The sequence below is a fragment of the Betaproteobacteria bacterium genome (assembly GCA_016720855.1).
In the GTDB taxonomy this organism is placed as follows: domain Bacteria; phylum Pseudomonadota; class Gammaproteobacteria; order Burkholderiales; family Usitatibacteraceae; genus FEB-7.
In genome coordinates, this window is sequence record JADKJU010000003.1 from 686,312 (window position 1) to 712,512 (window position 26,201).

Here is a 26,201-nt window from a genome sequence, read left to right on the forward strand (position 1 = left end):
ACACCCCTTGAATGTTCAGCAGCCTAACGGACTAAGTTAACCGGACCGCCGGAGGCCGGTCCGGTTGAACGCGTGGTTAGGCCCCTATGCTCGTTTGATGAGGCGCACGATGAAAATGAGCACTATTGCACCAATCGTTGCAACGATGATGCTTCCAAGAAGACCACCGCCCAAGGACACCCCGAGCGTGCTGAACAGAAAGCCTCCGAGCAATGCGCCCAGCACGCCAACGATAATGTCGCCAATGACTCCAAAGCCGCCGCCCTTCACGAGCTGTCCGGCCAACCACCCTGCCACCAGCCCGATCAAAATAAACCAGATGAATCCCATGTGTTCCTCCACCTAAGACTGCGTTTGACAGCGTACCCCTACGCTACATGTAGTGGGCCTAACGATCTAGTTGAGCGGCCGGGCACAATGCACTTGCTGCAACGGCGCGCATCATTTCTTGGGCGCGCCGTTGCGGCCTACGCTCTTTCCCGGCCCGCTCGAACGCGTTGTTAGACGTCGTGCCGCTTGCCCCGCCTTGAGCACCACTAGCAGAGCTTCGTTTACGGATGCCGAGTCGGGAAAGGCCTTCGCGATATCAGGCTCAAGAACGACTACGTTCGAGCCTTCTTTGGCGAGGCGTTTGTGGTATTTCCCTCTCACCGCACTCGACAAGTCGTATTCGCGCCGCATTTCGGCGACGCCAGGGACTTTAGGTTTCATAGCGTTTGCGCTCCGAGGCGCTGGCTAGTCTTGCACTGATGATTCGGAGGGTTGAGCCGCGCTCGGTGTGTGCGACTACGACAATCCGACCGCCCGAGAAGGCACCCATGGTGATTAATCACCGCTCTCCAAGAGTTCGCACCCATGTCGTTTAGTGGATCTAACGATCTAGTTGAGCGGCCTACCACGCTGCCGCTTCGCGCCGCAGCGGCGCGCCACAATGACCCACGGACCGCCCCAACGCATTGTTAGAAGGCACTTCGCCCATGCTAAACCCCGCGTGCTGCACGACTGCCACGGTTGATCTTCAATAGTTCGACGACTTCTGGCAGGGTGCCCAAACCACACCCCTCAACGGACTTCACTTGGGCAAGGCGCTCCTGAAGCCACAATCCCGACATCGCCCTATGCAGGGTGTAGGCGCCCGAAACCACGGTCATGGCCCCTCTTTGATTGGGACGGTCGAACCTCGCCTCGAGTGGCGATCCATCGTCTGCGAAAAAGAGCCACGTTCTGTCCTTTACGTCGCTCCCTTCGCAATGCGACTCTGCGTCCAGGGTGGTCGGAAATGCCGTTAGCCCACCGTCGTCTGTAGCTAACGCGAAAATCATGTGCCTTCTAACGATCTAGTTGAGCGGCCGACCACGATGCATCTTCCGTGGCGGCGCGCATCATTGCTTGGGCGCGCCGCCGCGGCCCACAACCTTCTTCGGACCGCTCGAACGCATTGTTAGACGTCGTACTGACTGCCCTGCCTTGAGCATCACCCGAAGCGCCTCGTTCACGGATGCGGAGTCCCGAAATACCTTCGCGACATCTGGCTCAAGGACGACGATGTTTGCCCCCTCCTTGAGAAGACGCTGGTAGTACTTCCCCCGCTCCGCCTTCGAATATTCAAACTCATATTCCGGTCGCAACTCGTTGACGGTTGAAGCTTTAGTTTTCATGGCGTTTGCGCTCGCTGGCGCTGGCAGGTCTTGCGCTGATGATTCGAATTGCCGTGCCTCGTTCTGAATGAGCCACGACCAAGAGACGCGCCCTCGAAGACATCCCAACGGTGATGACACGCCGCTCTCCTGCGGAGTGGTCGGGGTCAACAAACGTCGCGGATAGCGGAGCCAGGAACACGGTAGTTGCTTCGTCGAACGAGGCGCGATGCTTGCGAAGATTCGCCTCTGCCTTGTCGCTGTCCCATTCGAAGCGCATATGCCAATTCTAGACGCGAGCTTGTACGACATCTAACGTCCGCGTTGAAGGGCACGCGGATTTATGCGCGTCCCTTCGAATGATGTTAGAGCGAGGCATCTTTAAACGCTTTGAGCACGGCATTGATTCTCGTCTGATAGCCGGGCCCCTTGGACTTGAACCATTCGAGTACGTCAGAGTCCACTCGCAGCGAGATCGACGCCTTTGGGCTGACTGGCTTGAGGCCCTGGCGAACGATACCGCGGACAATGTGCTTCACCTCTGCCTCAGGATGCTTGGCGGAAGTCTTGATGTTCCGGTCCTTCAGGGCACGAACCCGAGGCCAGTCAGTCTTGGAGATTTTGGAGGAGGAGGACTTCTTCATGGCGCGTCGCCTTCCGAAAGGAGATGACATGGATGCGCGAAGGAGTTTCAGTGTGGACGAGGGAAACGGCGATATCTGCCAGGAACCCCAGCGTGACAAAGCGCTGCTCTCCGTACGCAAAGCGATCATCCTCGAACGTGAAGGTAGGACCTTCAAATACCTTGGGAGCATCGACGAAGTCCAAACCATGGTCCTTCAGGTTCGAACGCCGCTTCTTCTCGTCCCAAGAGAATCGCATCGACATAGTGTATATACACTGCGCCTATGCGTCAACTTGCGAGCCTTCGCTCCAACGCTGGAGTTAAGCAGTGCGCGGCCTTTCGCGCGTCCGCTTTGGCGTTATGTTAGCCCGCTTGTCGCGCGGATGATGGAGGCCTGCGTGCCATGAGGGCCGGTAGAACGAGAAACCCGGCGCCGTCAATGATTGCGTGCCGGTTGACATGTTAGATGGCACCTTCAGCCCCAGAAGCACGCGTATTGGTCTTCGTCGACAAGTTTCACAAACTTCTCCAGGGATTCCACCAACGGCGTCGGCTCATAGCGATGCCATTTCAGGTCGGCGCGCTGCCAAAAGACGCGCCAGGCTGCTTCGGTTTTCACGAACGTGGCCTTGGCCACCGAATGCTCTAGCTTTTCGCCCGGCTCTTTCCACCGCGGTCGGATCTCGAATATTTCGACGCTCTGCCCCGTGATTCGGAAGCCGATGTCGAGCTCGGGGCGGATGTGGGCAGGGGGCCGCCGCCTTTGTACGAATGCGCCGACGATTCGCTCGCACCGCTTCTGTTCAAATTCGCTCAATGCCATTTTGGTGCCATCTAACGATCTAGTTGAGCTGCCGGCCACGATGACTGTGCCGCGGCCAGACGCGGCCCACGATGCATCACGGACAGCTCGAACGTGATGTTATGTGTCATTCAGATTTGATACCGCGAAATGTCGAGGGAACCGTGAAAGACCCCAAGGATATCGACGTTGCCGTCGCCCTTCACCAAGTACGCAATTCTGTAATGTCCGTAGAGGAGGATTCGGACGCTTCTCAGTGACTCTAGATAACGGTGTCCGATTTCGGGATGGCTTTCGAGCACTTGAGCTCGCTCGAATATTTCTTCGACCGTCTGCGCGGCGGCCACAGCATTGTCTGTGGCGATGAATGCATAGATGTCAGCAAGCCAGTCTTGAGCCTCGGCCGTCCAGGCTATCTCGGCCATGACTTGATGCGCCGCCCCATGTCTTCATTCGAGATAGTGCGCTTCGCATCGGAATCCGCTAGACCACGCCCGACCATTACGTGGAATGCAAGTTCGCGCACGATCTCGTCGCGCGAGCTGTCATCGGGCTGATTCTGGATCAACAGGATAAGTTCTTCCTTTGCCGTCGACATATCCAGCACCTCCATTTCATGCCTATCGTGCCACAGGCGTCCTCACTCGGCGAATGACACATAACGATCGAGTTGAGCGGCGACCAATGCAGCGCAGCGACGTTGGGGGACCGCCCGCTCGAACGCGTTGCTAGGGATCAAGACGTTTCTCTTCGTACGCAGTACACAGCAACACTCGCCACCCGTCGCCCGTTCGGATGAGGTTATAGGTCGTATGGAATTGCCACGGCGCTTGGCCCCTGGACCGATCAATACGCCACGCAAGGTCGGCCACCGCGAAGTCGTCGCCTTGTGCAAAGAACGATGCCAGCTCAAAGCTCGCGGACACGAAGCCGTTGGAACGATAGAGCTCGCACAGGGCGATCATATTGGCGCGCACCGGATCGAGTGACGGCCAATGCGTGTATCCCTTGTCAGAGGCGATCCCGGAGGGGACTGCGTACATTTTTGCAACCGCTTCGCCGTCGAGGCGATTGAAGGCCGCGCGGTATTGTTCAAGAAACTCCCCAATTTCCGCAGTCACGTCTTGATGCCTAGCGATTAAGCTAACGGGCGGCCCGCTTGCGGGACGTCCCTGTTGAGCGACCAGTTAGAGGTTGCGCGTACGCGTCTACGTAGGCATCCAATAGTTGCCTGATCATGCGTTGATACTGCGTCTGGTTCTTTGCTGCGTGAGACTTGAAGAACTCGACGCTTCGCTTGCTAAGTGCAATCGTGACCTTCACACCCTCATCACGAAACGCGAGTTGATTGGGCGGAGGAAGGAAGTCGGGGACCACGCGGTACTCCCCGATCGGCTCACTTGTGTACTTTGTTTTCGCGGTCATAGATAGATTTCCCTTTGCGCCAGAACCCGGCGCCAAAGATCCTGATAATTCCGCCACGGTACGTAAAGCGGACTGTCAGTACGCCTCGATCAACCCGCCCAAAGCAGAAGTAGCGCTTCTCCCTTGTGCTGTGATCCAAGTCCTCGGCTATGACGCGCCGTGAATCTGCAAAGGCCTATTGCGCCTCACCAAACGAAACCTGATGTTTCTGCTGGTTCTCGAAGTCCTTGGCGGGACCCCACTCGAAATACGTCATCGCCATTTGCCAAGGATATCACTGGTATGGCGCATGTGCCATATGCCTATATGGCATCCCGCATCTCGCGCAATCTCTAACGTCCGCGTTGAGCGGCCGCACACCGGCCGCCGTGCCGCGCGAGATGCGGCCCACGATGTTTCACGGTCAGCTCGAACGCGTTGTTAGACCGCATTTCCTCAGATCTTGGTGAGGAGCTTTTCATATTCGCTGTGCGGACCGACCCAGAACCACATCATCTGGCTCTCCCTGAGTACTCCGACGGCTCGCCAATCGAGGTCGATTCGAACTGAATAGACCGGCAGCGTCGCGTGAACCTTTTTGAATCGGAGGGAAGGATGACTCGGATTCTCTGCCCAAAGCTGATAGGCGGCATTTGCCTTCTCCCGAACGCTCGCAGGAGCTACTTCGAGCAGCTCACGAAACCGCCGCGTCGTGAGCGACTGCACAGTCTAGAGGGGCTTGGTTTGCCCGGTAGCGTGTTCGGCCAGTGCCTCTTCGGCGAGTTTGGCCAATGCGTCCTGCGACTTTGCAAAGGACTCTGACCAGCGCTTCTCCGACGCGAGCTCCTCCAGCACGAGCGTAGCCACCGCATCCTGTTCGGAGGCAGGAAGCTTTGCAACTTCGACTAGTGCTTTCTCGAGGAGGCGGGTCATGAATATGTCCTTGTCGGTGCAGGTCAATTCTACGCCCCTGCTCTAATGCGGTCTAACGACCGAGTTGAGCGGCCGGCCACAGCGACCCTGCCGCGGGAAGACGCGGCCCACGATATTTCACGGACCGCTCGAACGCGTTGTTAGAGGTCATCTCCGCTACCCTGCCTGATCCGCTAGCACTTTGGCGACATGCGTTATTGCCTCTTCATCGAGCGTCGGTCTTGGCATCGCCTCCTTCCCAAGTAGAACTCGTGCCGCATTTAGGAGTGTCCACACGTATTGCACCGCTTTGGCTAGGTCACTGCCTTTGATATTAGCCTGACGCCAAACGGCCGTCGGATCTTGTACCGCATCGGAGTCGATATGAAAGTGCGTAAGGTCGCGAACGTGCTTTAACTTGTCAGCCAGAGTTTCAAGCAACTCGAGATCCACCTTGAGTTTCCTCGCGGCGCTCGCAAGTGGTCCGCCATTGGTCCGGTAGACATACCAAAAGGACGCAGCCTTGCTATTGCGGTCGAGGACCTTGATGCAATGGGCGATGTAGTCATTAAACAGTGCCCAATAAAGAACCTTTACCTCCGTTGCTGATATTTTGCCCGCGCGTTCAATGGACTTCATGGCCGCCAAATTGAAAAGGGCGCGCTCAATCTCTACGAGATTGCGCTCTATAGCTCTCTCATACTTGGTCATGGCGCTTGCCACGAATGACCTCTAGACAAGATGGCTTGTTGAGTTGAGGCGGCCCGTCTCCCGGGATACCGTGAATTGCACGCCGAAGGCGTGCAGAGCCACATCAATGCGCCACGAGGGCCGTTGAAACTCAGCCAGGAGACGAGCCATGAACGAATCCAGCATTCTGTACGTGGGACTGGACGTGCACAAGGACAGCATCGACATTGCGACGGCGCATGGCGCTCGTGATGGTGAGGTCCGGCACCTGGGCAGCATTGGCGGGGACTTGCCAGCATTGTCGAAAGCGCTGCGCAAGTGGATCAGCACCGGTCACCGGTTGCAAAGTGGTCTACGAGGCTGGCCCCTGCGGGTTCGTGGTGTGGCGACATCTGCACACGCTCGGCATTGCCTGTGACGTGGTGGCGCCGTCGTCCATCCCGAAGCGATCGGGTGAGCGCGTGAAGACCGACCGTCGTGACGCGATGATGCTGGCCCGGCTTGCGCGTGCGGGTGAGCTGACGGCAATACGGGTTCCCGACGAGGCGGACGAGGCGGTGCGCGATCTGGTGCGTGCTCGTGAGGACGCCGTGCGTGAGCGTCGTAATGGGCGCCATCGCCTGAAGGCGCTGCTGCTGCGCAATGGCATCCCCTACGCGGGCAAGAGTTCGTGGACGGGTGCCCATCTGCGCTGGTTGGCGACACTGAAGATGGGCTACCCGGTGCAGCAAATCGCCTTTCAGGAGTACCTGTACTCGATCACCGAATCCAGCCAGCGCATCGGGCGTCTGGAGCAAGCCATGCGCGAGGTGTTGCCCACGTGGGGCCTGGCGCCGCTGGTGGAGGCGCTGCAAGCCTTGCGCGGTGTGCAACTGCTGGCGGGGATGACGCTGGTAAGCGAGCTGCAAAACTTCGAGCGCTTCGACGCTCCGCGTCGCCTGATGGCCTATGTCGGACTGGTTCCCGGGGAGCATTCCTCGGGCCAGAAACGCCGCCAGGGCTCGATCACCAAGGCCGGCAACAGCGCGGCACGGCGCATGTTGGTCGAGGTTGCCTGGCACTACCGACACCCCCGCACGGGTGACGCCGATCATCGCCACGCGCCAGGCCGATCTGCCCAAAGCGGTGACCGACATCGCGTGGAAGGCGCAGCTGCGATTGCATGCCAAGTTCACGCGACTGCTGGCGCGCCGCGTGCCGAAGAACAAGTGCGCGGTGGCCGTAGCCCGCGAGTTGACGGGCTTCGTGTGGGCCATCGCCAAAGAGGTCAACGCAACAGGTTGGCAGGGCTTGCCCCGCAACGTCCCCACCGCCGCGACCGCAAGCCATTGAACCCATGCATGCACCCATTCGATCAATGCAAGGTCTTGAGGGAGAACTCGAACCAAGACAACCATCCGATGCCGGACCGGGAACGCGACGCAGCCACGGCCACAGGGGAATCCACGAAAACGTTATTGGTGCCCGCGCAAGCGGCGATCTCAGTCCCTAGACCGCAGGAAGCCCCGCGACGAACACTTGATCTGTCGGTAACCAACCCACGCATATCAGCATGAACAACCGTCGCATCCACCCGGCTCCGCCGCGTTCCCCGTCCGGCAACAGATCCGCAAACCTCATCCGAATACCCCGGAGGATTCAATGCGCCCTCTTGACAGAGTAAAGCCATATCAACGCTTGAGTTAAGCGGCGCGCGGCTTTTCGCGCGTCCGCTTGGACGAACTGTTAGGCGCCATCGGAAGAAGCCCACGGGTTGTACGATCCAAAAGCCCAAACGTGTCCCTCTGGATCCTTGCATGCATATCCGCGACCTCCGTACGGTTTGTCCTCAATTGGAATGAGTATCTCAACGCCCTCTGACACAGCGTGCTTGTAGTGAGCGTCCGGATCACTGACATGGACGATGACCTCAACGGTGCCGACTCCGCCAACCTCTCGTGGAGATTTGCAGAAACTCGGGAATGCGTATGCTTCTGCAGAGCTAAGCATGACTCCGCCATGACCTAGAGTTAGGTGGGCATGAGAAATTGATGAGTTCTCACCCGGAATAACCAGCCGTTTCTCAAAGCCGAAAGCACGACACAACCATTCAATCGCTTGCGGCGCGTCGTGGTACAGCAGACCTGGCGTGATGGACGGAGCTGACATTTCCAACCTCCGGCTACAGAGAATGTTGATATGGTGCCTAACGACCCAGTTGAGCGGCCGCACACCGGCCGCATTGCCGCGCGAGACGCGGCCCACCCTGAACCACGGCCCGCTCGAACGCGGTGTTAGGCGTCCGTTCCCTAGAGATCTTCCGGCCCGAGTCCGGTGTGCTTCGCAATTCGAGCGAGCATCTTGGGGCCAATTTCCTCTCCGTCGTGAAATGCGAAGACGAAATCGGGCCAACCTTCGCGACTGAGCGTGCGATGTGACCCGGCCTGCCGCTTAACTTGCCACCCGATGGCGAGCAATGCCGCTTGTACGCGGCGTGCCTTCGTCGAGGGCCACTGGCTCACGCAGCGGCGACGTTGAACGAGATGGAGTGGGGCCGGCTTTCGCCATGCTCCAGGCGGTCGGCCAAAACGCGCAATGCCAAGACTTCGGCCTTGGACATTGCTTCATCGGCGGAGGCCCCATAAGCAAGAACGCCGGGAAGCTGCGGCACCTCTGCCAGCCAGCGGCCGTCTTCTTCGCGTTCGCACTCAAGTTCGAACTTCATGGCAGGCACTCCTTTGGGACGAACGGTCATTTTACGCCGGCCCCTATTGGACGCCTAACGACCCAGTTGAGCGGCCGCACACCGGCCGCATTGCCGCGCGAGACGCGGCCCACCCTGAACCACGGCCCGCTCGAACGCGGTGTTAGGCGTCCGTTCCCTAGAGATCTTCCGGCCCGAGTCCGGTGTGCTTCGCAATTCGAGCGAGCATCTTGGGGCCAATTTCCTCTCCGTCGTGAAATGCGAAGACGAAATCGGGCCAACCTTCGCGACTGAGCGTGCGATGTGACCCGGCCTGCCGCTTAACTTGCCACCCGATGGCGAGCAATGCCGCTTGTACGCGGCGTGCCTTCGTCGAGGGCCACTGGCTCACGCAGCGGCGACGTTGAACGAGATGGAGGGGCCGGCTTTCGCCATGCTCCAGGCGGTCGGCCAAAACGCGCAATGCCGAGACTTCGGCCTTGGACATTGCTTCATCGGCGAGGCCCCATAAGCAAGAACGCCGGGAAGCTGCGGCACCTCTGCCAGCCAGCGGCCGTCTTCTTCGCGTTCGCACTCAAGTTCGAACTTCATGGCAGGCACTCCTTTGGGACGAACGGTCATTTTACGCCGGCCCCTATTGGACGCCTAACGACCGAGGTGAGCGGCCGACCACCACCGCCGTGCCGCGGCCAGACGCGGCCCACGCTCTTCCACGGTCCGCTCCAACGCGTGGTTAGACATCTGCCCCTCGCTGGTCACCGAACCAAAGAACGACGCCCACCACCATGGGAATTGCAACGATGAGTCCGATAGCGATCATCGCGGGCGCCGCTGACGGGCGGTCGAGGTTCAGCAAGGGCGCGCCAAACACCAGCGGTGCGCCCATGCCGGTTCGAAGGCACTGCCGCTTAACCTTTGCGCGAATTTCGGGCGACAGATTGATGTGCGCAAGGAGCCCGAGGATGAGACCAGCGACAACACCCCAAACGCCGATAGTTTCGAGTACGTTCACCTGTCACTCCTTTCGTCGCTGCCCAGGGCTGATGTCTAACGATCCAGTTGAGCGGCCGACCACTGACCGCTTTGCCGCGCGAGACGCGGCCCACGCTGACCCACGGCCCGCTCGAACGCGGTGTTAGAGGTGCTCTTCTTCACTTTGCTATCACCCAGAAGGCGACTAATCCGCCGACACCTACAACGAATGGAAGAAGCCAGTGCAATGCATCGTCACCTTTGGGATGGTCCCAACTGTCACGGAAAGTCGCAGAGAACTTGCTTCGAATAGAGCGCAAGCGCGCCCGACGAACCTGTATGGCTGCCCACAATTGGCATTGGACCACAGCGGCAAATGCGGCCGCCGCAATGACCAATATGGCGAGTACGGCTCGCTCCCACGAAATTGATACGCCGAAGAGCTGCTTTACGGCGACCAATGCTGCAAAGAGCGCGATTGAGTAGTTGGTGACGCCCAATTGCTGTTGCTTGAAGCCGCCGATCTCTGCAACGCTTGCGTTATAGAGTGCCAACAACTCGGAATGGCACTGCTCTTGATCTCGTTCTATTGGCACCATGTACCTCCGAGCACCTCTAACGACCGAGTTGAGCGGCCGCACACCGGCCGCGTGGCCGCGCGAGACGCGGCCCACGATGTTTCACGGTCAGCTCGAACGCATTGTTAGAACGCAACGGCCTCACGTGAACCCCAGCTTTCGTCTCTCGGTCGCCGCAATGACTGCCTTGATGTAGTGGTGCGGGATATATGCCTCAAACTCAAAGGTGGTTCCATCGGGGCTTTTCGAGTCCACGATGATGCGAAAGTATGAGAGATGAAGTTCCGCCTCTTTGCAGTAGAGGTACTTGCCAATAGGTCCGTTGCTCAAGTGTGGTTTCAAGAAGGCCTCGAGGTCGCTCAGCCCTTGCTCCGTGAACAGAACGCCCCATACGCGAGATGCCTGGTTTGTCACTGACGCCTCCGTTGCGTTCTAACGACCGAGTTGAGCGGCCGGCCACGATGACCGTGCCGCGGCCAGACGCGGCCCACGACAGTTCACGGTCCGCTCCAACGCGTTGTTAGACAGCAATTGTTCGCTCATTCGGGACCTGAGGCATTGTCGCCTGGCACGGTGTATCCATTCTCGGGACGGAAGGCTGCACGGCCCTCGGACCGGAGCATTGAGTAGACAACCACTCCGCCAATGAGTGGGAGCAACCAAACAACTGCCGCCTGAAGCCATTTCTGCCCAGTCTCGAGGTGGCTCGCCCGTACCACGAGGGCCGTGACCCACAGCTGCCAGGCCGCAACTAGTGCGAGGACTGTCCAAACTGCGGCATTGGTTCCCATTGCTGTCTAACGATCGAGTTGAGCGGCCGACCACCGACCGCCTTGCCGCGCGAGACGCGGCCCACCATTGTTCACGGGCCGCTCGAACGACATGTTAGAAAGCATTCCCTCGCAAGCCACGTTGCTTCGCCTTTTCATCGCAACGGAGTGCCGCTGCCTGGCGCTCGCGGCCGCAAGAACGATGCCTTTCAATGAGCCTCCGTAGTTGATGAAGCCGTGTTCCGCCGAAGCCATGCTGTGGCCGCGAGACTTGCCCCAGGCGAACGAAGCCGCGATGCATCCGAAATGCCAGATGCTCGTGACCGGCGCCTCCACGGAGACAGGGTTGGGCATCTTTGAATGGCGCGGCTTCATTTTCGTATCGACCCGATGCTTTCTAACGACCGAGTTGAGCGGCCGGCCACGCTGGCTGTGCCGCGGCCAGACGCGGCCCACGATGCCTCACGGTCCGCTCCAACGCGTTGTTAGACAGCATGCTCATATGCACACTCCCTTGGCGCATGAATACCAAACTGCCCCAACGAGGTCGATCCCCAACACCAGCGCCCCTAACAGGACGGTCACCGCGACGGTGGTCATTCGATTGACGCTGCGCCAATTGCGCCACGGAATTGCGACTGCGACGACGGCACCGAGACTTACGACGAACGGAGACCAATACCAAGGCGAGTCTGGGGCGAGATGGGCAACTTCGCTCAAGAGCGCCACTGTCGCGGCGTACCCAAACACCCCGGTGACCAATGTGGCGATGATTCGCATGCTGTCTAACGATCGAGTTGAGCGGCCGACCACCGACCGCCTTGCCGCGCGAGACGCGGCCCACCATTGTTCACGGGCCGCTCGAACGACATGTTAGAAAGCATTCCCTCGCAAGCCACGTTGCTTCGCCTTTTCATCGCAACGGAGTGCCGCTGCCTGGCGCTCGCGGCCGCAAGAACGATGCCTTTCAATGAGCCTCCGTAGTTGATGAAGCCGTGTTCGGCCGAAGCCATGCTGTGGCCGCGAGACTTGCCCCAGGCGAACGAAGCCGCGATGCATCCGAAATGCCAGTTGCTCGTGACCGGCGCCTCCACGGAGACAGGGTTGGGCATCTTTGAATGGCGCGGCTTCATTTTCGTATCGACCCGATGCTTTCTAACGATCGAGTTGAGCGGCCGGCCACGATGGCTCGGCCGCGGACAGACGCGGCCCACTATGCTCCACGGCCCGCTCGAACGCGGTGTTAGGCAGCCTACTCATCTTCAAGAAGGGCATCCCACTCACCATCCTTTCGAAGATCCTTGAATGCGAGCATGAACCACTCGTGGACTTGTTCCCACTTTTCAAGATAGTCGTCGAAGTGGCCTCTAATCTCTTTTGCGCCTATGGCGATTTCGTCGATTGACTTGTGTTTGGTAAGCCCGTGCACCAGCTTGATTCGACCCGCGTTGGCTCTTTCAGCAATTGCAATTAGGTCGTCGCGGTGTTCAAAGTCAATTGTATTTCGAAGCTCCTCAAGTACCTGGCCAAACATTGCTCTCTTTGGAAGGGCAAGGTGGTACTCCAATGGCGCAACTTGGAGCTGCATCATGAACTCGCTCCATCGCAAGACTAGCCTGAGACTCTCCTCAATGAGTTGGTGATAAACAAGCACCGATGCCAAGTAGCCCTCGATCGATCCCTTTTCAAATGACTCGTCCGCGATCTGATTCAGCTCGATAAGGAACTGGCTACGGTCGAAGTCAGGCCATCTTTCGCGATCTTTGATGGTCTCGACGAGCGTGTCCAAGTACGCCATAGGCTCTCGGCTGCCTAACGATCTAGTTGAGCGGCCGGCCACAACGACCATGCCGCGGAAAGACGCGGCCCACGATGCCCACCGGCCCGCTCGAACGTGTTGTTAGAAAGCACTTCTAGCTACTCCTTCGCGCTGGATCGACTCGCCGCCAGACGCGGGACATTTACGACGACTAGCGTAACTCCGGTCACACCGAAAACGATTGCGAACAATGCACCGACCCAGGAATCGGGCAGATTGACTGCAACCGGCAACACCATGAAAAGGGCCAGCGGTATCAAGCCCGCCCCCACGACCACTCCTAGCGCCGCATATGCTCGGGATATTGGCTCTTGGTTGGGTCGCTCCGATGCCACTGAAGTGCTTTCTAACGATCGAGTTGAGCGGCCGCCCACGATGGCTCGGCCGCGGACAGACGCGGCCCACGATGGCTCACGGCCCGCTCGAACGCGTTGTTAGCCCGGCGCCGCACTAAAGTGATGATGCCCACGTATCCTCATGTACCACGAGAATGGGGAGACCCTCGCGTTTGTACTGCATCGCCTTCTCAATCTTGGTGCCGAAGCTTCCATGCTTCCACTCTGGACTGCCAAGTCCACCGATTACAAGGTAACTGAGCTTCTTGGTTACTCCACCAACAGTTCCACCGCGCGATTCAATGGCTGCGGAACACACCTCTCTTGGCGCGTAGACGAATTCACCTGTGAGACAAAACCTCGATCCGGAAAATGAAACACTGGACACGTCATCAAACGCCAGACCGGTGACATGCTCAGATTGAGCAAGTTGCTCGAGCGATCCGCCAACGAGCTTTGACAGCGTTTCGACAAGATGAGACCGCTCCTCTTCGGTTACAACGCCGTCAGCCAGTACCGCCTTGATGCGGGTATGAACGACATCGCCCGGCCAGGCAGTTGCGATCGCATCGTTGGCTTGTAGCCATTCGTTCAAGAAGCCAATCTCCTGGTCGCTTAGTTGCCTATCGCCAAGCAGGCCCTGTGCAATGCCAACGAGCGCGCCAAACGAGCGCTTCATTTCGTTGGCGTACGCCGCGCCTTGGCGGGCGAAGAAATTTGCCATTCGCGATGACTCCTCTCATCGGGCTAACGATAAGTAGGTTTCGGAATTAACAAATATTGTGGCCATTCTGTCCGTGTAAGAACGGGCGGTCAACCGCAAGTCCCTGATCCTCGTTGTCATTTCCGTACTCCTCCCATTAACGGAAATGGCAAACCCTGCATACCCCGATCCCCGCACCCTCCTCGGCCAGCTCAAGGCCCAGATTCGAGTGCGCCACTACAGCCTGCGCACGGAAGAGGCGTACGTCTACTGGGCTCGCCGCTACCTTCGCTTCCACAACCACCGGCACCCGCGCGAGATGGGCGCGGAGCATCTCAAGGCGTTCCTGTCCTGGCTCGCCGACCCGGGCAAGGTCGCCGCCAGCACGCAGAACCAGGCCCTCTCCGCCCTCCTCTTCCTCTACAAGGAGGTCATCGGGCTGGAACTGCCGTGGCTGGATGGAATCAGGAAGGCCAAGCGCCCCAGGCGCCTGCCCGTCGTACTCACTCGCGAGGAAGCGCGTGCGCTCCTCGCCCGAATGGATGGCACGCATGCGCTCATGGCGAGGCTTCTCTACGGGACGGGCATGCGGCTCATGGAATGCCTGCGGCTGCGCGTGAAGGACATCGATCTCGCCCGCCGTGAGATCGTGATCCGCGAGGGCAAGGGCGCGCGCGACCGCGTCACCGTCCTGCCCTCCACGCTCGTGGCCCCAATCGAGGATCACCTCGTCCGTGTGCGCACGCTCTACCTCGCCGATCGCAAGGCCGGCCTGCCCGGCGTGGAGCTTCCCGGCGCATACGGTCGCAAGAACGCCGCTGCCGGGGCGCTCTGGGGCTGGCATTGGGTCTTCCCGCAGCGCTCGCTTTCCGCAGACCCGCGCTCCGGCATTCGGCGCCGCCACCACGTCTACGACCAGACTTTTTCCAGGGCGCTATCCCGGGCCGCGAAACAGGCCGATCTCGCCAAGCCCGTGACCGCCCACGTGCTGAGGCACAGCTTCGCCACTCACTTGATGGAGGCGGGCTACGACATCCGTACCGTGCAGGAGCTGCTGGGGCACAAGGACGTGAGCACCACGATGATCTACACGCACGTCCTCAACCGCGGCGGTCGCGGCGTGGTGAGCCCGCTCGATCGCTGAGGGATCCTGCGTGCCCCCGGAGGTGCGAGCACCGATCGCCACGCTCGAGCACGCGGGGTTCGCGGATCGCGGCGGCAATCGGGGAGTCCCGGGAATGAAGGACAGCGACAGGCAAGCGAAGATCGTCGAGCGGTCCGTGGGGGAAGCCATGACCCTGCACTGCAAGGATGGCAAGGCCTTGCCGCCGGCCACATCGGGTCGCGATCTTGCAAATCAGGTACAGGACGCAGCCTGGTTCGCCGCGACGCGATCGTAGGTAAGGATTCGCCCGCCCGCCCCCGGCGGCCAGCCGCCGTTGAACTGCACCCGCTTCTCGACGTGCGTGTAGCCCTGCGCCTGCATGTGCTTCGTGAAGCGCCCGCAGTGCCCGCGCCCGGCGTCGGTCATCACGAACTGCACGGTGGGGTTCGCGTGCAGCGCAAGGAACCCGGCCAGCAGCCTCGGGTGGTCGTGCTCGTAGAGCACGTCCGCCCCGATCACGAGGTCGAACCTGCCGATGCCCGGGTCGGGGCCGCCCCACGGCGCCCGGCAGAACGCGATGGGTTCCAGCCCGTTGAGGTCGGTGTTGTGGCGCATGAAGGCTTCGGCCAGCGGGTGGTGGTCGCTCGCGGTGATGTCGGCGCCGCGGTGCTTGAGCACCAGGCTTGCCAGGCCCAGGCCGCAGCCCACCTCGAGGATGCGCAGCCCCGCGATCGGGATCACGCTCATCGCCTCGGCCAGCGCGATGCCTGCGGGCCAGATCACGCCGAACATCGGCCAGGAGGCGGGGGTTACTCCGGCGCGCTCGGCAGCGCCATCGGGGTCGGAAAACTGCCGTCGGTCCGCCAGGGCTCGCATCTCGAAGCTGCGTGTCCCGATGCGATGCGTGTTCGTCTCGACCTTGTAGCCCGGCAAGCGCTGCCCCGGTGATTGCGGATCGGTGCCTTCCCGCGAGGAAGGCTCCTTCCTCGGATTTTACGCGCTTAAGCGGGGCATTCCCGTTCAGGCCACGACGAGTTCTCCCGACATCCCCTCGCGCCCTTCACCGCAGAACACGTCGCAGAGGAAGACGAAGGTGCCGGTTTTGTCCGGAGTGAATGTGAGCCTGGCCACCTGTACGGGAATGATGTCGGTGCGCACCTTGAATTCAGGAGCACTGAAGCCCATTGCCACCTCGGGCGATGTGAATTCCAGCGTCACGGGCCAGTCCTTCCGCACCCCGGTCTTCGAGGAGATGAAAGCGAACTTGCACGTCACCACGGGGACGATGCGGGGCGCGAGCGCCCACACTGCCGCGTCCGAGCCGGGCGCCGCCATCCTCAGTCGCCACCTCGCGGAATCCAGCCCGCGATACGGTTGGGCGGGATCCCACTCGATGGGGTCTCGCTTGGGCTGCAATTTGCCGGCCGGCAGCGCGAAGCGGAGGATCACGTCTCCGCCGGTTTCTCGCTCACCGGCGCGCGGCTCGACTACCATGACGGGCGTCCCGTCGCGGCGATCACGTATCGGCGGCGGCAGCACTTCGTCATTCGGGGCGATCGTGGCCGTCCTGCCGTTGAGCTTCCTCGATTCCGTTACCGGTGAAATTCCCATGCGTGGCCAAGTCATGATATTTCAAGGCTTCTCCATCCTTTCTCCCGTTTTTCCCATGGGCTTTGTCGGCATCAGGGCGATAACTTGTGCGGGCACGGCAAGGGCGATGCCGACGCCGTGAAGTTTCGCCAGGTGCGCCGATCAACTCTTCATTCAGGAGCTCTCATGCTTCGCCAGTCGATTGTTGCCATAGCCTTGTGCTGCCTGTCCGCCATTTCCGCATTTGCGCAGGTGCAGGGAGGCGGCATGGGCGAAGGGCAGCCCGGCGCCAAGCAGGGTAACCAAGGCACGGGCTCCGGTGGCCAGGGCGGTGGCGGCCATCACCATGGTCCGCCGCCGGAGGCAATTGATGCCTGCAACGGCAAGGCCAGCGGCGCGGCGTGCAGCTTCATCGGCCGTCAAAACAAGCAACTGACCGGAACCTGCTTTTCACCGCCGCCCAGGGACGCCGGGCAGTCGCAGGGAACGCCCGCTGCATCCAATTCGGCTGGCCAGGACAAACGCCCGATGGCATGTCGTCCGAACCGCGGTGGTCCGGGCAAGTGATCGCTGGCATCATGGGCACGACGGCCCTGGCACCCGCCCGGACCGCAGGGGCAAGACGCGAATGCGGACGAAACCCGCCTGGAAGGTCGAGATGAAGAGGACCCGGTTCGCCGGCTACTTGCTGGCTGCAATGGCGATGACCGCGGCATTCGCGGAAGATCCTTCTCCCGGCCTATGGGAGATCACGATGGATTCCAGGGTGCCGGTCGACACGGGCTGGGCGCCCGCGCCGCTCGGCGTCACCCAATGCCTCACCGCCAGCGATGCAAGGGATCCCTCGAGTCTGGTCGGCTCGATGTCGACGCCGGGGGCCACGGGTTGCAGCTACACGGAGCGAAGCTATTCGGGCAGCACCTTTCGTTTTGCCGTGGAATGCTCCGGCTCCTACGGCCTCAAGTCCCGGGGCAGCGTGACCTTCGGCGCCGTCAGCTTTGACGGCAACATCACGGCAACGGTCACCTTGAACGGTCAGGCCACGGAATTCCAGAACCGCGTATCGGGCAAAAGGGTTGGGGACTGCTAGCACCAGATATCGACCCGGTGTTCCGCTAGCCCGCAAAGACGGCGATGCGCTTCGCAGCCGTCTCGCCCCACGCGTCATAGACCGCCGGCCCCGGATGAAAGCCGTCGGAAGCCATGTGCATCCCGTCCAGTTCACGCTCGAATGGCAGGTGCTCCGCGCCCCTCCCGTCGGGAAGCGCCCTTGCCAGCGCGCGATCCAGCTCCTTCGCGCGTTCGCCCAGGTACCAGCGCAGCGGCTGCGGCAATGCGGGGAAGCGGTGCACGGGCGGCAGGCCCGAGACGAGGATCAGCTTCGCGCCGAACTTGTCGCGCAGCAGTTCGCGCAGCTTCGCGCTGCGCCCGAGGAACGTCGTCGGGCGCACGTCGCCCGTCACGTCGTTCACGCCGAGCGAGGTCACCACGACGTCCGTATCGAACCGCTCGACGCGCTCCAGGTGCCGGATCGTGGAGGCCGTCGTCGCACCCGTGCGCGCGATGACCCGCCACTCGACTCGATGGCGCTTCCCCAGCCGGGCGACGATGCGCCCCGCAAGTGCTTCGTCCTGCGTGGACGCGCCCACGCCGGCGCCGGCCGAGTCGCCCAGCACGAGAAGCCGCAGGACCGGGCCTTCCCCGCGGATACCCTCGCGCGGCCCCGGGGGCTCCGGCAGCACCGGGGTGTGGCGCCGCACGCGCGTTCCCTGGACGAGCAGCAGCGGGCCCAGCACCCACTTGGCGATCGCAAGCTTCATCGCTAGCGGATTTCGGCGAGCAGCCGCTCGATCAGACGCTCGCCCTGCTCCACGTATCCGCCGGAGAAGAGGTTGGCATGGTTGAGCACGTGATAGAGGTTGTAGAAATCGCGCCGCACGGGGTAGCCGTCATCCAGCGGCCAGGCGTTGCGGTAGGCCGAATGGAAGTCCTTCGGGAATCCGCCGAAGAGTTCCGTCATGGCAATGTCCGCTTCGCGATCGCCGCAATACACCGCGGGGTCGAAGACGACGGGCGTGCCATCGGCCAGCGCCGAGGCATTGCCGCCCCAGAGATCTCCGTGCAGCAGCGAGGGCACGGGCCGGTGCGTGCGGAAGAACGCCTCGCCATCCGTCAGCAGCCGTTCGCCGCGGTCGATCATCTTCGAGGGGTAGCGGTTCGCCATCGCCATGCGCAGTTGCGCGTGCACGCGCTTGTCGCGCCAGAACGCAAGCCAGTCTTCGCTCCAGCCGTTACTCTGTGGCGAGGCGCCGATGAAATTGTCCCTGCCCCAGCCGAACTTCTCCTGCGGCAGGCGGTGCTGGGCGGCGAGCGCCGCGCCGAGCAGCGCGCCGGAGGCCGAGGTGAGCGGCGCGAGGTCGAGCCATTCGAGGATCAGCCACGCCGTCTCGCCATCGTCGCCGCGCGCGATCACCGCGGGCACGCGCACGGCGCCCGCTTCGCCAAGCGCGGCGAGGCCCTCGGCCTCCGCCACGAGTAGCGGCTCGCGCTCCAGGTCGGCGAGCTTCGCGAAGTACCTGGCTTTCCCGCCGGCATCCTCGCCTTCGAGGCACAGTGCCTCGTGGATGCATCCGCCGGTCACGGCCTTTGCCGTGCCGAGCGTCCAGTCCGCGCTCGTCGCGTCCATCACGGCGCGTTCGACCGCGGCTCGCAGTTCCGGGGTCATGCCGCTACGCTGCGGCCCGCCAGCGCGCGAACGCGACGTCGAGGTCGGCCATGAGGTCCGCCGGATCCTCCAGGCCGATGTGCAGGCGGATGAGCGGGCCGCCGTCCCAGGGGCGCACTTCGCGGCCGTGGCGCAGGTTGGCGGGGACGATGAGGCTCTCGAAGCCGCCCCAGCTGTAGCCGATGCCGAAGTGCTCGCAGTGGTCCATGAGCGCGGCCACCTGCTCGCGCGATGAGGGCTGCAGTTCCACGCCGAAGAGCCCCGAGGAGCCCTTGAAGTCGCGCTTCCACAGCGCATGCCCCGGGTCGCTCTCGAGCGCCGGATGCAGCACGCGCTTCACCTCGGCCCGCTTCTGGAGCCAGCGCGCGATCTCGAGCGCCGCGTGGCCCTGCTTTTCCAGCCGGATGGCGAGCGTGCGCATGCCGCGCACCATGAGGAAGATGTCGTCGGGGCTGGTGGTCTGCCCGAGGTCACGGGAAACCGCGTGCAGCATGGGCCACGCGCGCGCGTTGGCGACGACTGCCCCGAGGATCACGTCGGAGTGCCCACCGAGGTACTTGGTCGCCGGCTGCACCACGAGGTCCACCCCGTAGTCCATCACCGGGTAGTAGAGGCCGGTGCCCCAGGCGTTGTCGGCGATCAGGAACGCGCCCTTCGCGTGCACCGCTTTCGCGATGGCCGGGATGTCCTGGATCTCGAAGGTGAGCGAGCCCGGGCTCTCCGCGTACACCACCGTGGTGTTGGGCTTCATGAGCGCCGCCACCTGCTCGCCGCCGGCGAGCGGGTCGTAATAGCTCGTCTGCACGCCGAATTTCGCGAGCGTGTGGTCGCAGAAGTGGCGCGAGGGCCCGTAGACGGAATCGACCATGAGCACGTGGTCTCCGGTCTTCACCACCGCCATGATCGCCACCGCGACCGCCGCCAGGCCGGAAGGAACCGTCACCGCGCGATGGCCGCCCTCGAGGGCGCAGATGAGATCCTCGAAGGCGTTTCGCGGCGGCATGTTCACGATGCCGTAGGTGGCGATCGGCTCGCCCGCCTCGAAGAGCTTCTGCGTCTGCGCGAGGCTTTCCAGGCTCTCGAAGAGCACGGTGGAGGCGCGCGTGACCGGAAGATTGACGGTGGCGGGCGGATGCGCCGCCGTGCGCCCGCCGTGGATGAGCTTCGTCGTCTTCTTCATGCGTCGGCACCTTCGCGTTCCATCTCGCGGCGGATCTTCACCGCCTCGGCGCCCTCGTCGATGGCCACGTCCGCCCACGAGACGGGCTTGCCCGCGGCGACGTCCTTCAAGAGCTTCACCTTGTGCGCCAGGCCGATGGGCAGGCCCCCCGCCTTGAGCGAATCGGAGGCCGGCATCAGCTTGCCGTACACCGTGTAGCCGCCCTCGCCGTCGAGCATCTCGCCCGCCTTCAGGTCGCGCTTGGCGGTGGCGACGCAATCGCCGCGGAATCCGGTCGCCGCGCCGGTGGCCTCGCGGCGCACGCCCACGCTCGCCACGCTGATGCCCAGCTCCAGCCCGATGAGGTGGCTGGGCTTGTACATCGAGGCGTACTCGCCCGAGGGGTCGGTCACGATGCCGTATTCCTGGAAGCAGCGGCGCACGTACTCGTGTCCGGCGGCGAAGGTGACGAACACGCCCCAGCGCAGGTCCCGGAACACCGGGCGCCCGTCGCGCTCGACGCTGGAGATCACCTCCACCTGGCCGCGATGGTGCAGGTGCCCGCCGTCGGCCTGCGGGCGAAGCACGCGCGCCAGGTCGTCCACGCCGCAGGGCGGGAACTCGAGCCCGCCGGGGGCGGCGCGCAGCCCCGTCGCGTTGGCCACCGCCGCCATCTCGATGGCGCTCTTGGTGCCGTCGAGGAAGGAATTGAACATCTGCGCGTTGAAATCGCCCTTGGCCACGGTCTCCGGAGCGAACCCGTAGTGGCCCCACACCGTCTCCGGCGTGGAGGCGTGGTAGGCGGGCAGGTACTTCGTGCCCTTGCCGGCGGCGATGACTTCGAAGCCCGCAGCCCGCGCCCAATCGACCTGCTCGCAGATAAGCGCGGGCTGGTCGCCGTAGGCGAGCGAATACACGATGCCCGCCTGCCTCGCCAGGCGCGCGAGGATCGGGCCGGCGAGGGCATCGGCCTCCACGTTCACCATCACGATGTGCTTGGCCGCCGCGCAGCAGGCGAGCACGTGATGGATGCCGGCCGACGGGCTTCCCGTCGCGTCGATGACCACCTCCGTCGCCGGGTGAGCGATGGCCGCGTCGGCATCGTCGGTGATGAAGGTGCTCCCGGCCTTCAGCGCCTCGTCGAAGGATTTCGCGCCGAGCCTTGCCGCCTCCCATCCCACGCGCAGGAGCGACGCCTTCGCGCGGTCCGGCGCCAGGTCCGCCACTGCCAGCAGGTGGATGCCGGGCGTTCGGCGCGCCTGCGACAGGTACATGGATCCGAATTTTCCGGCGCCGATGAGCACGACGCCGACGGGGCGCGAGGCAGCCTCGCGTTCTTGCAGAAGTCGATGGAGGTTCATGGCAGGTCAGCGTATGAAGGGGGTGCAGCGTTACAGGTGAAGCACTGCGCAGCCGGCAAGCCGTTCGTAGGGGGGAAATAACCGTCCGTCGGGGCGCCTGCTGGCTCGCGTGTGAATCAGCACCTAGCAGTTTACCGCCGCACCTTGGGACAATGCGCGCATTGCCCTAAACTCACCGGAAAACCAAAAAAGAATGGTCATGGCATCGAACCCGAATCCCGGCCCACCCGTGCCCGACCCCGCCCTGGAGGCGCTGCGCCCCGGACTGGAGATGCTGGGCATGCCGGCCTACGTCGTGGATACCGGGCAGCGCTACCGGATCCTCAACGCCGCCTACGAGGACTTTTTCGGGCGACGGGCCGCGGACATGATCGGGCACACGGTGGAGGAAGTGTTCGGACCCGCGCCCGCCGACGACCGGCGCACGGCGCTGGTCAGGGCCCTGACGGGGGAGACGCTCACCTTCGACCGGGATGCGAGGCACGGCCCCAACGCCGGGCGCTGGATCCGCCTGCACTACATGCCGATCCGCTCGAACGGCGCGGTGGTCGGGGTCACCGTCGTCCTGACGGACATCCAGCACCTGAAGGACGCGCAGTCCGCCATCGCCGCGCGCGAGCGCCAGCTTTCCCTCATCACCGACACCATCGGCTTTCCAGTCACCTACATCGACAAGGACTGCATCGTGCGCTTCGCCAACGCGCAGAGCGCCGCGTGGGCCGGGCTCACGCCGATGGACATGATCGGCACGCCCTACGCCACGCTCGCCCCGCCGGAGGTCGTCGCGAAGAGCCAGCCGCTGCTCGACCGCGCGCTCGGCGGCGAGTCGGTCACCTACGAGCGCGAGGCCCTCTGGCCCGGGCGCGAGACCCGTCGCGTCCGCGGCCACATGATCCCCGACAAGGACGAGTCCGGCACCGTGCGCGGGGCGATCGTGGTGCTGATGGACATCGAGGAGGACCATCGCCTCCAGGAGTCGCTCCTCGCCCGCACCCGCGAGCTCCAGCTCGTCACCGAGAACGTGGGCGTCCCGATGGCCTACATCGGGGCCGACCGGCGCTACCGCTTCGCGAACACCCAGGGCATGGACTGGCTGCCCGGAATCACCGTCGACAACATCGTCGGCAAAACCATCGACGAGGTTTACCCGCCCTCGATCCTCGAGTCCGTGGGCGACCGCCTTGGACGGGCGATGGCCGGCGAACGCGTGATGTACGAACGCCTGGGCAAGGCGCCCGACGGCTCGCGCCGCTGGATGCGCGTGAACCTCATCCCCGACCGGGTGGGCGAGGAGATCCACGGCGCCTTCTCCGTGATGATCGACATCGACGACGACAAACGCCTTCGCGAGGCCCTGGAGCGCCAGGAGCGGCAACTGCGCTTCTACGCGGAGAACATCCCCGAGGCCATCGCCTTCGTCGACGCGGACCTGCGCTACCAGTTCGTGAACAAGGTCTTCGAGCGCATTCGCGGCGCGTCCGCCGGCGACATCGTCGGGCGTTCCGTGCCCGATGTCCTGGGCGAGGAGGACTTCACGAAGTACTTCTCGCCCTACATCGAGCGCCTGAAGCGCGGCGAGGCCTGCACCTTCGAGCGCCTTGCGGGCCCGCAGGAGTCCGGGAAGCGCTGGTTCCAGATCCGCCTCGAGCCGCACATGGCGGACGACGGCGCCTTCGCCGGCTTCTACATCGTCGGCGCGGACATCCACGACCTGAAGCTCGCCCGCGAGCGCCTCGAGGAGCAGGAAGCGCAGCTTCGCGCCCGCGAGGAGGAGCTGCGCTTCTTCGCGGAGAACATCCCCGAGGCCATCGTCTACATCGATCTCGAGCGCGGCTGCACTTTCGTGAACAACGTCTTTCTCGCTTCGCGCGGGATCACGCGCGAGCACGCGCTGGGCAAGTTCCCCCGGGACGTGTACCCGCCGGACCTGGTGCAGGCGCTCAAGCCCCACCTCGAGAGGGTCGAGCGCGGAGAGAGCGTGAGCTACGAGCGGCGCATGCGCATCAGCGGCAAGGACGAGGAGCGGTGGGTGCGGGTAAAACTCACGCCGCGCAAGAACGACGCGGGCCGGGTGCTGGGCTACTACGTGGTATCCAGCGACGTGCACGACCTGATGACGGCGAAGACCTCCCTCCAGGAAAAGGAGCGGGAGCTTCGCCAGGTGATCGACTCGATCCCGACGCCGATGGTGTACGTGGACGCGCAGCAGCGCTACCGCTACGCGAACGACGCATTCCTCTTCTTCGCCGGCAGGCGGGCCGGCGAGGTCGTCGGGCGCACGGTGCTCGAGGTGCTGGGAGCAGAGCGCCATGAAGCGCTGCAGCCCGTCCTGCGACGCGTTCTCGACGGCGAGACCGTGAACGTGACGCGCCCCATCATCTACCCCGACGGGCGAGGCCGCTGGATGAGCATCCGCTACACGCCGCGCCACGACGGCGCCGGGCGTGTCCTGGGCTACTACGCCACGACGAGCGACATCCACGAGCAGAAGGCGGTGGAGGAGGAACTTCGCCGCGCCAACTCGATCCTCTCCGCCCACTTCGACAACACGCCGCTGGCGGTGGTCGAGTGGAATCCCGACATGAAGGTGACCCGTTGGTCGGGAAGCGCGGAGTCCATTTTCGGCTGGAGCGCCGACGAAGTGCTCGGCCGCCCGCTTCAGGACTTGCGCCTCGTGTACGAGGAGGACGCCCCGGCCGTGAGCGCCGCGGTTCAGCGGCTGGTGGACGGCACCACCTCGCAGGGCACGACCCTCAACCGGAACTACCGCAAGGACGGCTCGGTGATCTGGACCGAGTGGCACAACTCGGTGCTGCGCGATTCCGACGGGACTCTCATGTCGATCCTGTCCCTCGCTCAGGATGTCTCGTCCCGAATCCAGTCGGAGGAGCGCCTGCAGTTCATGGCCACCCACGACGGCCTCACGGGGCTGCCCAACCGCCTCCTGCTGCCTGACCGGCTGAGCTCCGCCATCTCGCGCGCGCAGCGCTTCAGCCACGGGGTCGCGGTGCTTTTCCTGGACCTCGACCACTTCAAGGACGTGAACGACACCTTCGGCCACCGCGTGGGCGACGAGCTGCTGAAGAGCCTCGCCCGCCGCGTGCGCGGCACCCTGCGCCAGAGCGATCTCCTGGTGCGCCTCTCGGGCGACGAGTTCGTCATCGTGCTCGAGGATCTCGAGGGCGACGGCGGCACCGACCGCGTGGCGCAGAAGATCCTGGACGACGTGCTGCGCCCGTTCACGATCGAGGGCCAGGAGGTGCAGGTGAGCGCGAGCCTGGGCTACGCCGTCTACCCCGACGACGGGAACGACCCGGAGACGCTGCTCAAGAACGCGGATGCGGCCATGTACCACGCGAAGGAGATGGGCAGGAACAGCTACCGCGCGTTCTCCCGCTCGCTCGCCCAGCGCCGCGACCAGCGCCTGGGCCTCGAGGTCGCCCTCAAGCGCGCGATCAGGCAGGGCGAGTTCGAGCTCTACTACCAGCCGATCCTCGACGTCGTGACGGGCCACGTCGCGCACGCGGAGGCGCTGGTGCGCTGGCACGATCCGGCGCGGGGCCTCGTGCTCCCGCCCACCTTCATCCCGGTCGCGGAGGAGGCCGGCCTCATGCGCGACCTCGGCCACTGGGTCTTCGAGGCCGCCGCCCGGCAGGCGGCAGCGTGGAATTCCTCGGGCACCGGTCCCCTCACCGTGAGCGTGAACCTGTCGGCCAGCCAGCTGCGCGACTCGACCATCATCGCGGAGCTCGAGGCCATCCTCGCGAAGACGGGGTGCGCGCCCACGTGGCTCACGCTGGAGATCACGGAAACGAGCATGGTGAAGGACGTGGAGGGCGTGAGCCTCACCCTGCGCAAGCTCCGGCGCATGGGGTTTCGCATCGCGATCGACGACTTCGGCACGGGCTTCTCGAGCTTGTCGCACCTGCGCCACCTGCCGGTGGACACACTCAAGATCGACAAGTCCTTCGTGGCGGATATCAACGGCGGCTCGCGGCGGGCGTCGGAGAGCGGAGGCGCGGCCATCGTCGCGGCCGTCACCGGCCTGGCTCGTGGCCTGGGCCTGGATGTGGTGGCCGAGGGAGTAGAACGGGAATCGCAGCTCGCCTTCCTGCGCGAGCAGGGGTGCGCTTCCTTCCAGGGCTTCCTCGCCCTCAAGCCGGTGCCCGCCGCCGAGTTCGAGCGCTGGCTCGCGGAGCGGTCGGGGCAGGCGAAGGGCAAGGCGCCCTCGAAGAAGAAGCCCGCGGTGAAGAAACCCAAGGCGAAAAAGCCGGCCGCGAAGAAGTAGAAAAAGGGGACAGACCCCTTTCCCGGAAACGGGGTCTGTCCCC

General features: G+C 63.2%; 34 protein-coding genes and 3 pseudogenes. 5 read left to right on the forward strand and 32 right to left on the reverse strand.

Annotation, left to right across the window (positions count from 1 at the left end):
- Positions 1-84: 84 nt before the first annotated feature.
- The 15 genes and pseudogenes from IPP91_16965 to IPP91_17035 form a co-directional block, all read right to left on the reverse strand.
- On the reverse strand, positions 85-330 hold the full coding sequence (locus IPP91_16965; protein ID MBL0143745.1) for a GlsB/YeaQ/YmgE family stress response membrane protein: 246 nt from the start codon (positions 328-330) through the stop codon (positions 85-87).
- 111 nt (positions 331-441) lie between these two features.
- On the reverse strand, positions 442-711 hold the full coding sequence (locus IPP91_16970; GenBank protein MBL0143746.1) for a hypothetical protein: 270 nt from the start codon (positions 709-711) through the stop codon (positions 442-444).
- Positions 701-820: a BrnT family toxin gene (locus tag IPP91_16975; protein MBL0143747.1), complete on the reverse strand. Its 120-nt coding sequence runs from the start codon at positions 818-820 to the stop codon at positions 701-703. Before IPP91_16975 ends, IPP91_16970 begins: the two co-directional genes overlap by 11 nt.
- 562 nt (positions 821-1,382) lie before the next feature.
- On the reverse strand, positions 1,383-1,658 hold the full coding sequence (locus tag IPP91_16980; GenBank protein ID MBL0143748.1) for a hypothetical protein: 276 nt from the start codon (positions 1,656-1,658) through the stop codon (positions 1,383-1,385).
- Complete coding sequence (locus tag IPP91_16985; GenBank protein MBL0143749.1) at positions 1,648-1,917, reverse strand: BrnT family toxin; 270 nt, start codon at positions 1,915-1,917, stop codon at positions 1,648-1,650. The genes IPP91_16980 and IPP91_16985 overlap by 11 nt, the downstream gene beginning before the upstream one ends.
- 85 nt (positions 1,918-2,002) lie before the next feature.
- A complete protein-coding gene (locus IPP91_16990) occupies positions 2,003-2,281 on the reverse strand; it encodes a BrnA antitoxin family protein (protein MBL0143750.1) in 279 nt (92 codons plus the stop codon).
- Positions 2,244-2,519, reverse strand: a complete 276-nt coding sequence (locus IPP91_16995; protein ID MBL0143751.1) for a BrnT family toxin — start codon at positions 2,517-2,519, stop codon at positions 2,244-2,246. Before IPP91_16995 ends, IPP91_16990 begins: the two co-directional genes overlap by 38 nt.
- 218 nt (positions 2,520-2,737) lie before the next feature.
- Positions 2,738-3,085: a DUF3024 domain-containing protein gene (locus tag IPP91_17000; protein ID MBL0143752.1), complete on the reverse strand. Its 348-nt coding sequence runs from the start codon at positions 3,083-3,085 to the stop codon at positions 2,738-2,740.
- 110 nt (positions 3,086-3,195) lie between these two features.
- A complete protein-coding gene (locus tag IPP91_17005) occupies positions 3,196-3,489 on the reverse strand; it encodes a type II toxin-antitoxin system RelE/ParE family toxin (protein ID MBL0143753.1) in 294 nt (97 codons plus the stop codon).
- Positions 3,477-3,662 (reverse strand): hypothetical protein, encoded by a 186-nt coding sequence (locus tag IPP91_17010; GenBank protein MBL0143754.1) that lies wholly within the window; start codon positions 3,660-3,662, stop codon positions 3,477-3,479. Before IPP91_17010 ends, IPP91_17005 begins: the two co-directional genes overlap by 13 nt.
- A 130-nt stretch (positions 3,663-3,792) precedes the next feature.
- Entirely contained in the window at positions 3,793-4,185 is a 393-nt protein-coding gene (locus tag IPP91_17015) for a hypothetical protein (protein MBL0143755.1), read from the reverse strand.
- A 275-nt stretch (positions 4,186-4,460) separates the two neighbouring features.
- A pseudogene (locus IPP91_17020) lies at positions 4,461-4,751 on the reverse strand (BrnT family toxin).
- Positions 4,752-4,924: 173 nt separating this feature from the next.
- Positions 4,925-5,194 carry a hypothetical protein gene (locus IPP91_17025; protein ID MBL0143756.1) on the reverse strand — a complete coding sequence of 90 codons (270 nt, stop codon included), beginning with the start codon at positions 5,192-5,194 and terminating at the stop codon, positions 4,925-4,927.
- Positions 5,195-5,197: 3 nt separating this feature from the next.
- Positions 5,198-5,401: a hypothetical protein gene (locus tag IPP91_17030; GenBank protein ID MBL0143757.1), complete on the reverse strand. Its 204-nt coding sequence runs from the start codon at positions 5,399-5,401 to the stop codon at positions 5,198-5,200.
- 156 nt (positions 5,402-5,557) lie between these two features.
- Positions 5,558-6,091, reverse strand: coding sequence for a hypothetical protein (locus tag IPP91_17035; protein MBL0143758.1), 534 nt, complete (start codon positions 6,089-6,091; stop codon positions 5,558-5,560).
- Between the two features lie 148 nt (positions 6,092-6,239).
- Between IPP91_17035 and IPP91_17040 the strand changes: the two are divergent.
- Positions 6,240-7,402: pseudogene (locus tag IPP91_17040) on the forward strand (IS110 family transposase).
- 393 nt (positions 7,403-7,795) lie between these two features.
- Here the strand turns inward: IPP91_17040 and IPP91_17045 are convergent.
- The 11 genes and pseudogenes from IPP91_17045 to IPP91_17095 all read right to left on the reverse strand — a co-directional run bounded on the left by IPP91_17045 (position 7,796) and on the right by IPP91_17095 (position 13,951).
- Positions 7,796-8,218, reverse strand: coding sequence for a VOC family protein (locus IPP91_17045; protein ID MBL0143759.1), 423 nt, complete (start codon positions 8,216-8,218; stop codon positions 7,796-7,798).
- A gap of 140 nt (positions 8,219-8,358) precedes the next feature.
- The gene (locus tag IPP91_17050) at positions 8,359-8,571 is read right to left on the reverse strand and encodes a type II toxin-antitoxin system HicA family toxin (GenBank protein ID MBL0143760.1); all 213 of its coding nucleotides are present in this window, start codon (positions 8,569-8,571) and stop codon (positions 8,359-8,361) included.
- On the reverse strand, positions 8,568-8,774 hold the full coding sequence (locus IPP91_17055) for a type II toxin-antitoxin system HicB family antitoxin (protein MBL0143761.1): 207 nt from the start codon (positions 8,772-8,774) through the stop codon (positions 8,568-8,570). Before IPP91_17055 ends, IPP91_17050 begins: the two co-directional genes overlap by 4 nt.
- A gap of 157 nt (positions 8,775-8,931) precedes the next feature.
- Positions 8,932-9,144: a type II toxin-antitoxin system HicA family toxin gene (locus IPP91_17060; GenBank protein ID MBL0143762.1), complete on the reverse strand. Its 213-nt coding sequence runs from the start codon at positions 9,142-9,144 to the stop codon at positions 8,932-8,934.
- A gap of 27 nt (positions 9,145-9,171) precedes the next feature.
- Positions 9,172-9,344: pseudogene (locus IPP91_17065) on the reverse strand (type II toxin-antitoxin system HicB family antitoxin).
- Positions 9,345-9,486: 142 nt separating this feature from the next.
- Entirely contained in the window at positions 9,487-9,765 is a 279-nt protein-coding gene (locus tag IPP91_17070; GenBank protein ID MBL0143763.1) for a hypothetical protein, read from the reverse strand.
- A gap of 139 nt (positions 9,766-9,904) precedes the next feature.
- Positions 9,905-10,321 (reverse strand): hypothetical protein, encoded by a 417-nt coding sequence (locus IPP91_17075; GenBank protein MBL0143764.1) that lies wholly within the window; start codon positions 10,319-10,321, stop codon positions 9,905-9,907.
- Between the two features lie 779 nt (positions 10,322-11,100).
- Complete coding sequence (locus IPP91_17080; protein MBL0143765.1) at positions 11,101-11,448, reverse strand: hypothetical protein; 348 nt, start codon at positions 11,446-11,448, stop codon at positions 11,101-11,103.
- Positions 11,449-11,858: 410 nt separating this feature from the next.
- Positions 11,859-12,206, reverse strand: coding sequence for a hypothetical protein (locus tag IPP91_17085; GenBank protein MBL0143766.1), 348 nt, complete (start codon positions 12,204-12,206; stop codon positions 11,859-11,861).
- A gap of 119 nt (positions 12,207-12,325) precedes the next feature.
- Positions 12,326-12,862 carry a hypothetical protein gene (locus IPP91_17090; GenBank protein ID MBL0143767.1) on the reverse strand — a complete coding sequence of 179 codons (537 nt, stop codon included), beginning with the start codon at positions 12,860-12,862 and terminating at the stop codon, positions 12,326-12,328.
- 480 nt (positions 12,863-13,342) lie between these two features.
- Positions 13,343-13,951, reverse strand: coding sequence for a BRCT domain-containing protein (locus IPP91_17095; protein ID MBL0143768.1), 609 nt, complete (start codon positions 13,949-13,951; stop codon positions 13,343-13,345).
- Positions 13,952-14,096: 145 nt separating this feature from the next.
- Between IPP91_17095 and IPP91_17100 the strand changes: the two genes are divergently transcribed.
- Entirely contained in the window at positions 14,097-15,074 is a 978-nt protein-coding gene (locus tag IPP91_17100) for an integron integrase (GenBank protein ID MBL0143769.1), read from the forward strand.
- 213 nt (positions 15,075-15,287) lie between these two features.
- Here the strand turns inward: IPP91_17100 and IPP91_17105 are convergent, their stop codons facing one another.
- Together IPP91_17105 and IPP91_17110 are read right to left on the reverse strand one after the other, a co-directional pair.
- Positions 15,288-15,911: an SAM-dependent methyltransferase gene (locus tag IPP91_17105; GenBank protein ID MBL0143770.1), complete on the reverse strand. Its 624-nt coding sequence runs from the start codon at positions 15,909-15,911 to the stop codon at positions 15,288-15,290.
- 144 nt (positions 15,912-16,055) lie between these two features.
- Positions 16,056-16,661 carry a hypothetical protein gene (locus IPP91_17110; GenBank protein ID MBL0143771.1) on the reverse strand — a complete coding sequence of 202 codons (606 nt, stop codon included), beginning with the start codon at positions 16,659-16,661 and terminating at the stop codon, positions 16,056-16,058.
- A 150-nt stretch (positions 16,662-16,811) separates the two neighbouring features.
- Here IPP91_17110 and IPP91_17115 point away from each other — a divergent pair, with 150 nt between their 5' ends.
- Positions 16,812-17,192 (forward strand): hypothetical protein, encoded by a 381-nt coding sequence (locus IPP91_17115; protein MBL0143772.1) that lies wholly within the window; start codon positions 16,812-16,814, stop codon positions 17,190-17,192.
- 61 nt (positions 17,193-17,253) lie between these two features.
- The gene (locus IPP91_17120) at positions 17,254-17,715 is read left to right on the forward strand and encodes a DUF3617 family protein (GenBank protein MBL0143773.1); all 462 of its coding nucleotides are present in this window, start codon (positions 17,254-17,256) and stop codon (positions 17,713-17,715) included.
- 25 nt (positions 17,716-17,740) lie between these two features.
- Here IPP91_17120 and IPP91_17125 read toward each other — a convergent pair whose 3' ends face one another.
- Genes IPP91_17125 through IPP91_17140 form a run of 4 tightly spaced genes read right to left on the reverse strand, consistent with a single transcriptional unit; the run spans position 17,741 to position 21,870 of the window.
- Positions 17,741-18,445: an SGNH/GDSL hydrolase family protein gene (locus IPP91_17125; GenBank protein ID MBL0143774.1), complete on the reverse strand. Its 705-nt coding sequence runs from the start codon at positions 18,443-18,445 to the stop codon at positions 17,741-17,743.
- Positions 18,446-18,447: 2 nt separating this feature from the next.
- Entirely contained in the window at positions 18,448-19,311 is an 864-nt protein-coding gene (locus IPP91_17130) for a fructosamine kinase family protein (protein ID MBL0143775.1), read from the reverse strand.
- A 43-nt stretch (positions 19,312-19,354) separates the two neighbouring features.
- A complete protein-coding gene (gene metC / locus IPP91_17135; protein ID MBL0143776.1) occupies positions 19,355-20,530 on the reverse strand; it encodes a cystathionine beta-lyase in 1,176 nt (391 codons plus the stop codon).
- Positions 20,527-21,870, reverse strand: a complete 1,344-nt coding sequence (locus IPP91_17140) for a flagellar biosynthesis protein FlgA (protein ID MBL0143777.1) — start codon at positions 21,868-21,870, stop codon at positions 20,527-20,529. Before IPP91_17140 ends, metC begins: the two co-directional genes overlap by 4 nt.
- 229 nt (positions 21,871-22,099) lie before the next feature.
- Between IPP91_17140 and IPP91_17145 the strand changes: the two genes are divergently transcribed.
- Complete coding sequence (locus IPP91_17145; GenBank protein MBL0143778.1) at positions 22,100-26,158, forward strand: PAS domain-containing protein; 4,059 nt, start codon at positions 22,100-22,102, stop codon at positions 26,156-26,158.
- The last annotated feature ends 43 nt before the right edge of the window (positions 26,159-26,201 follow it).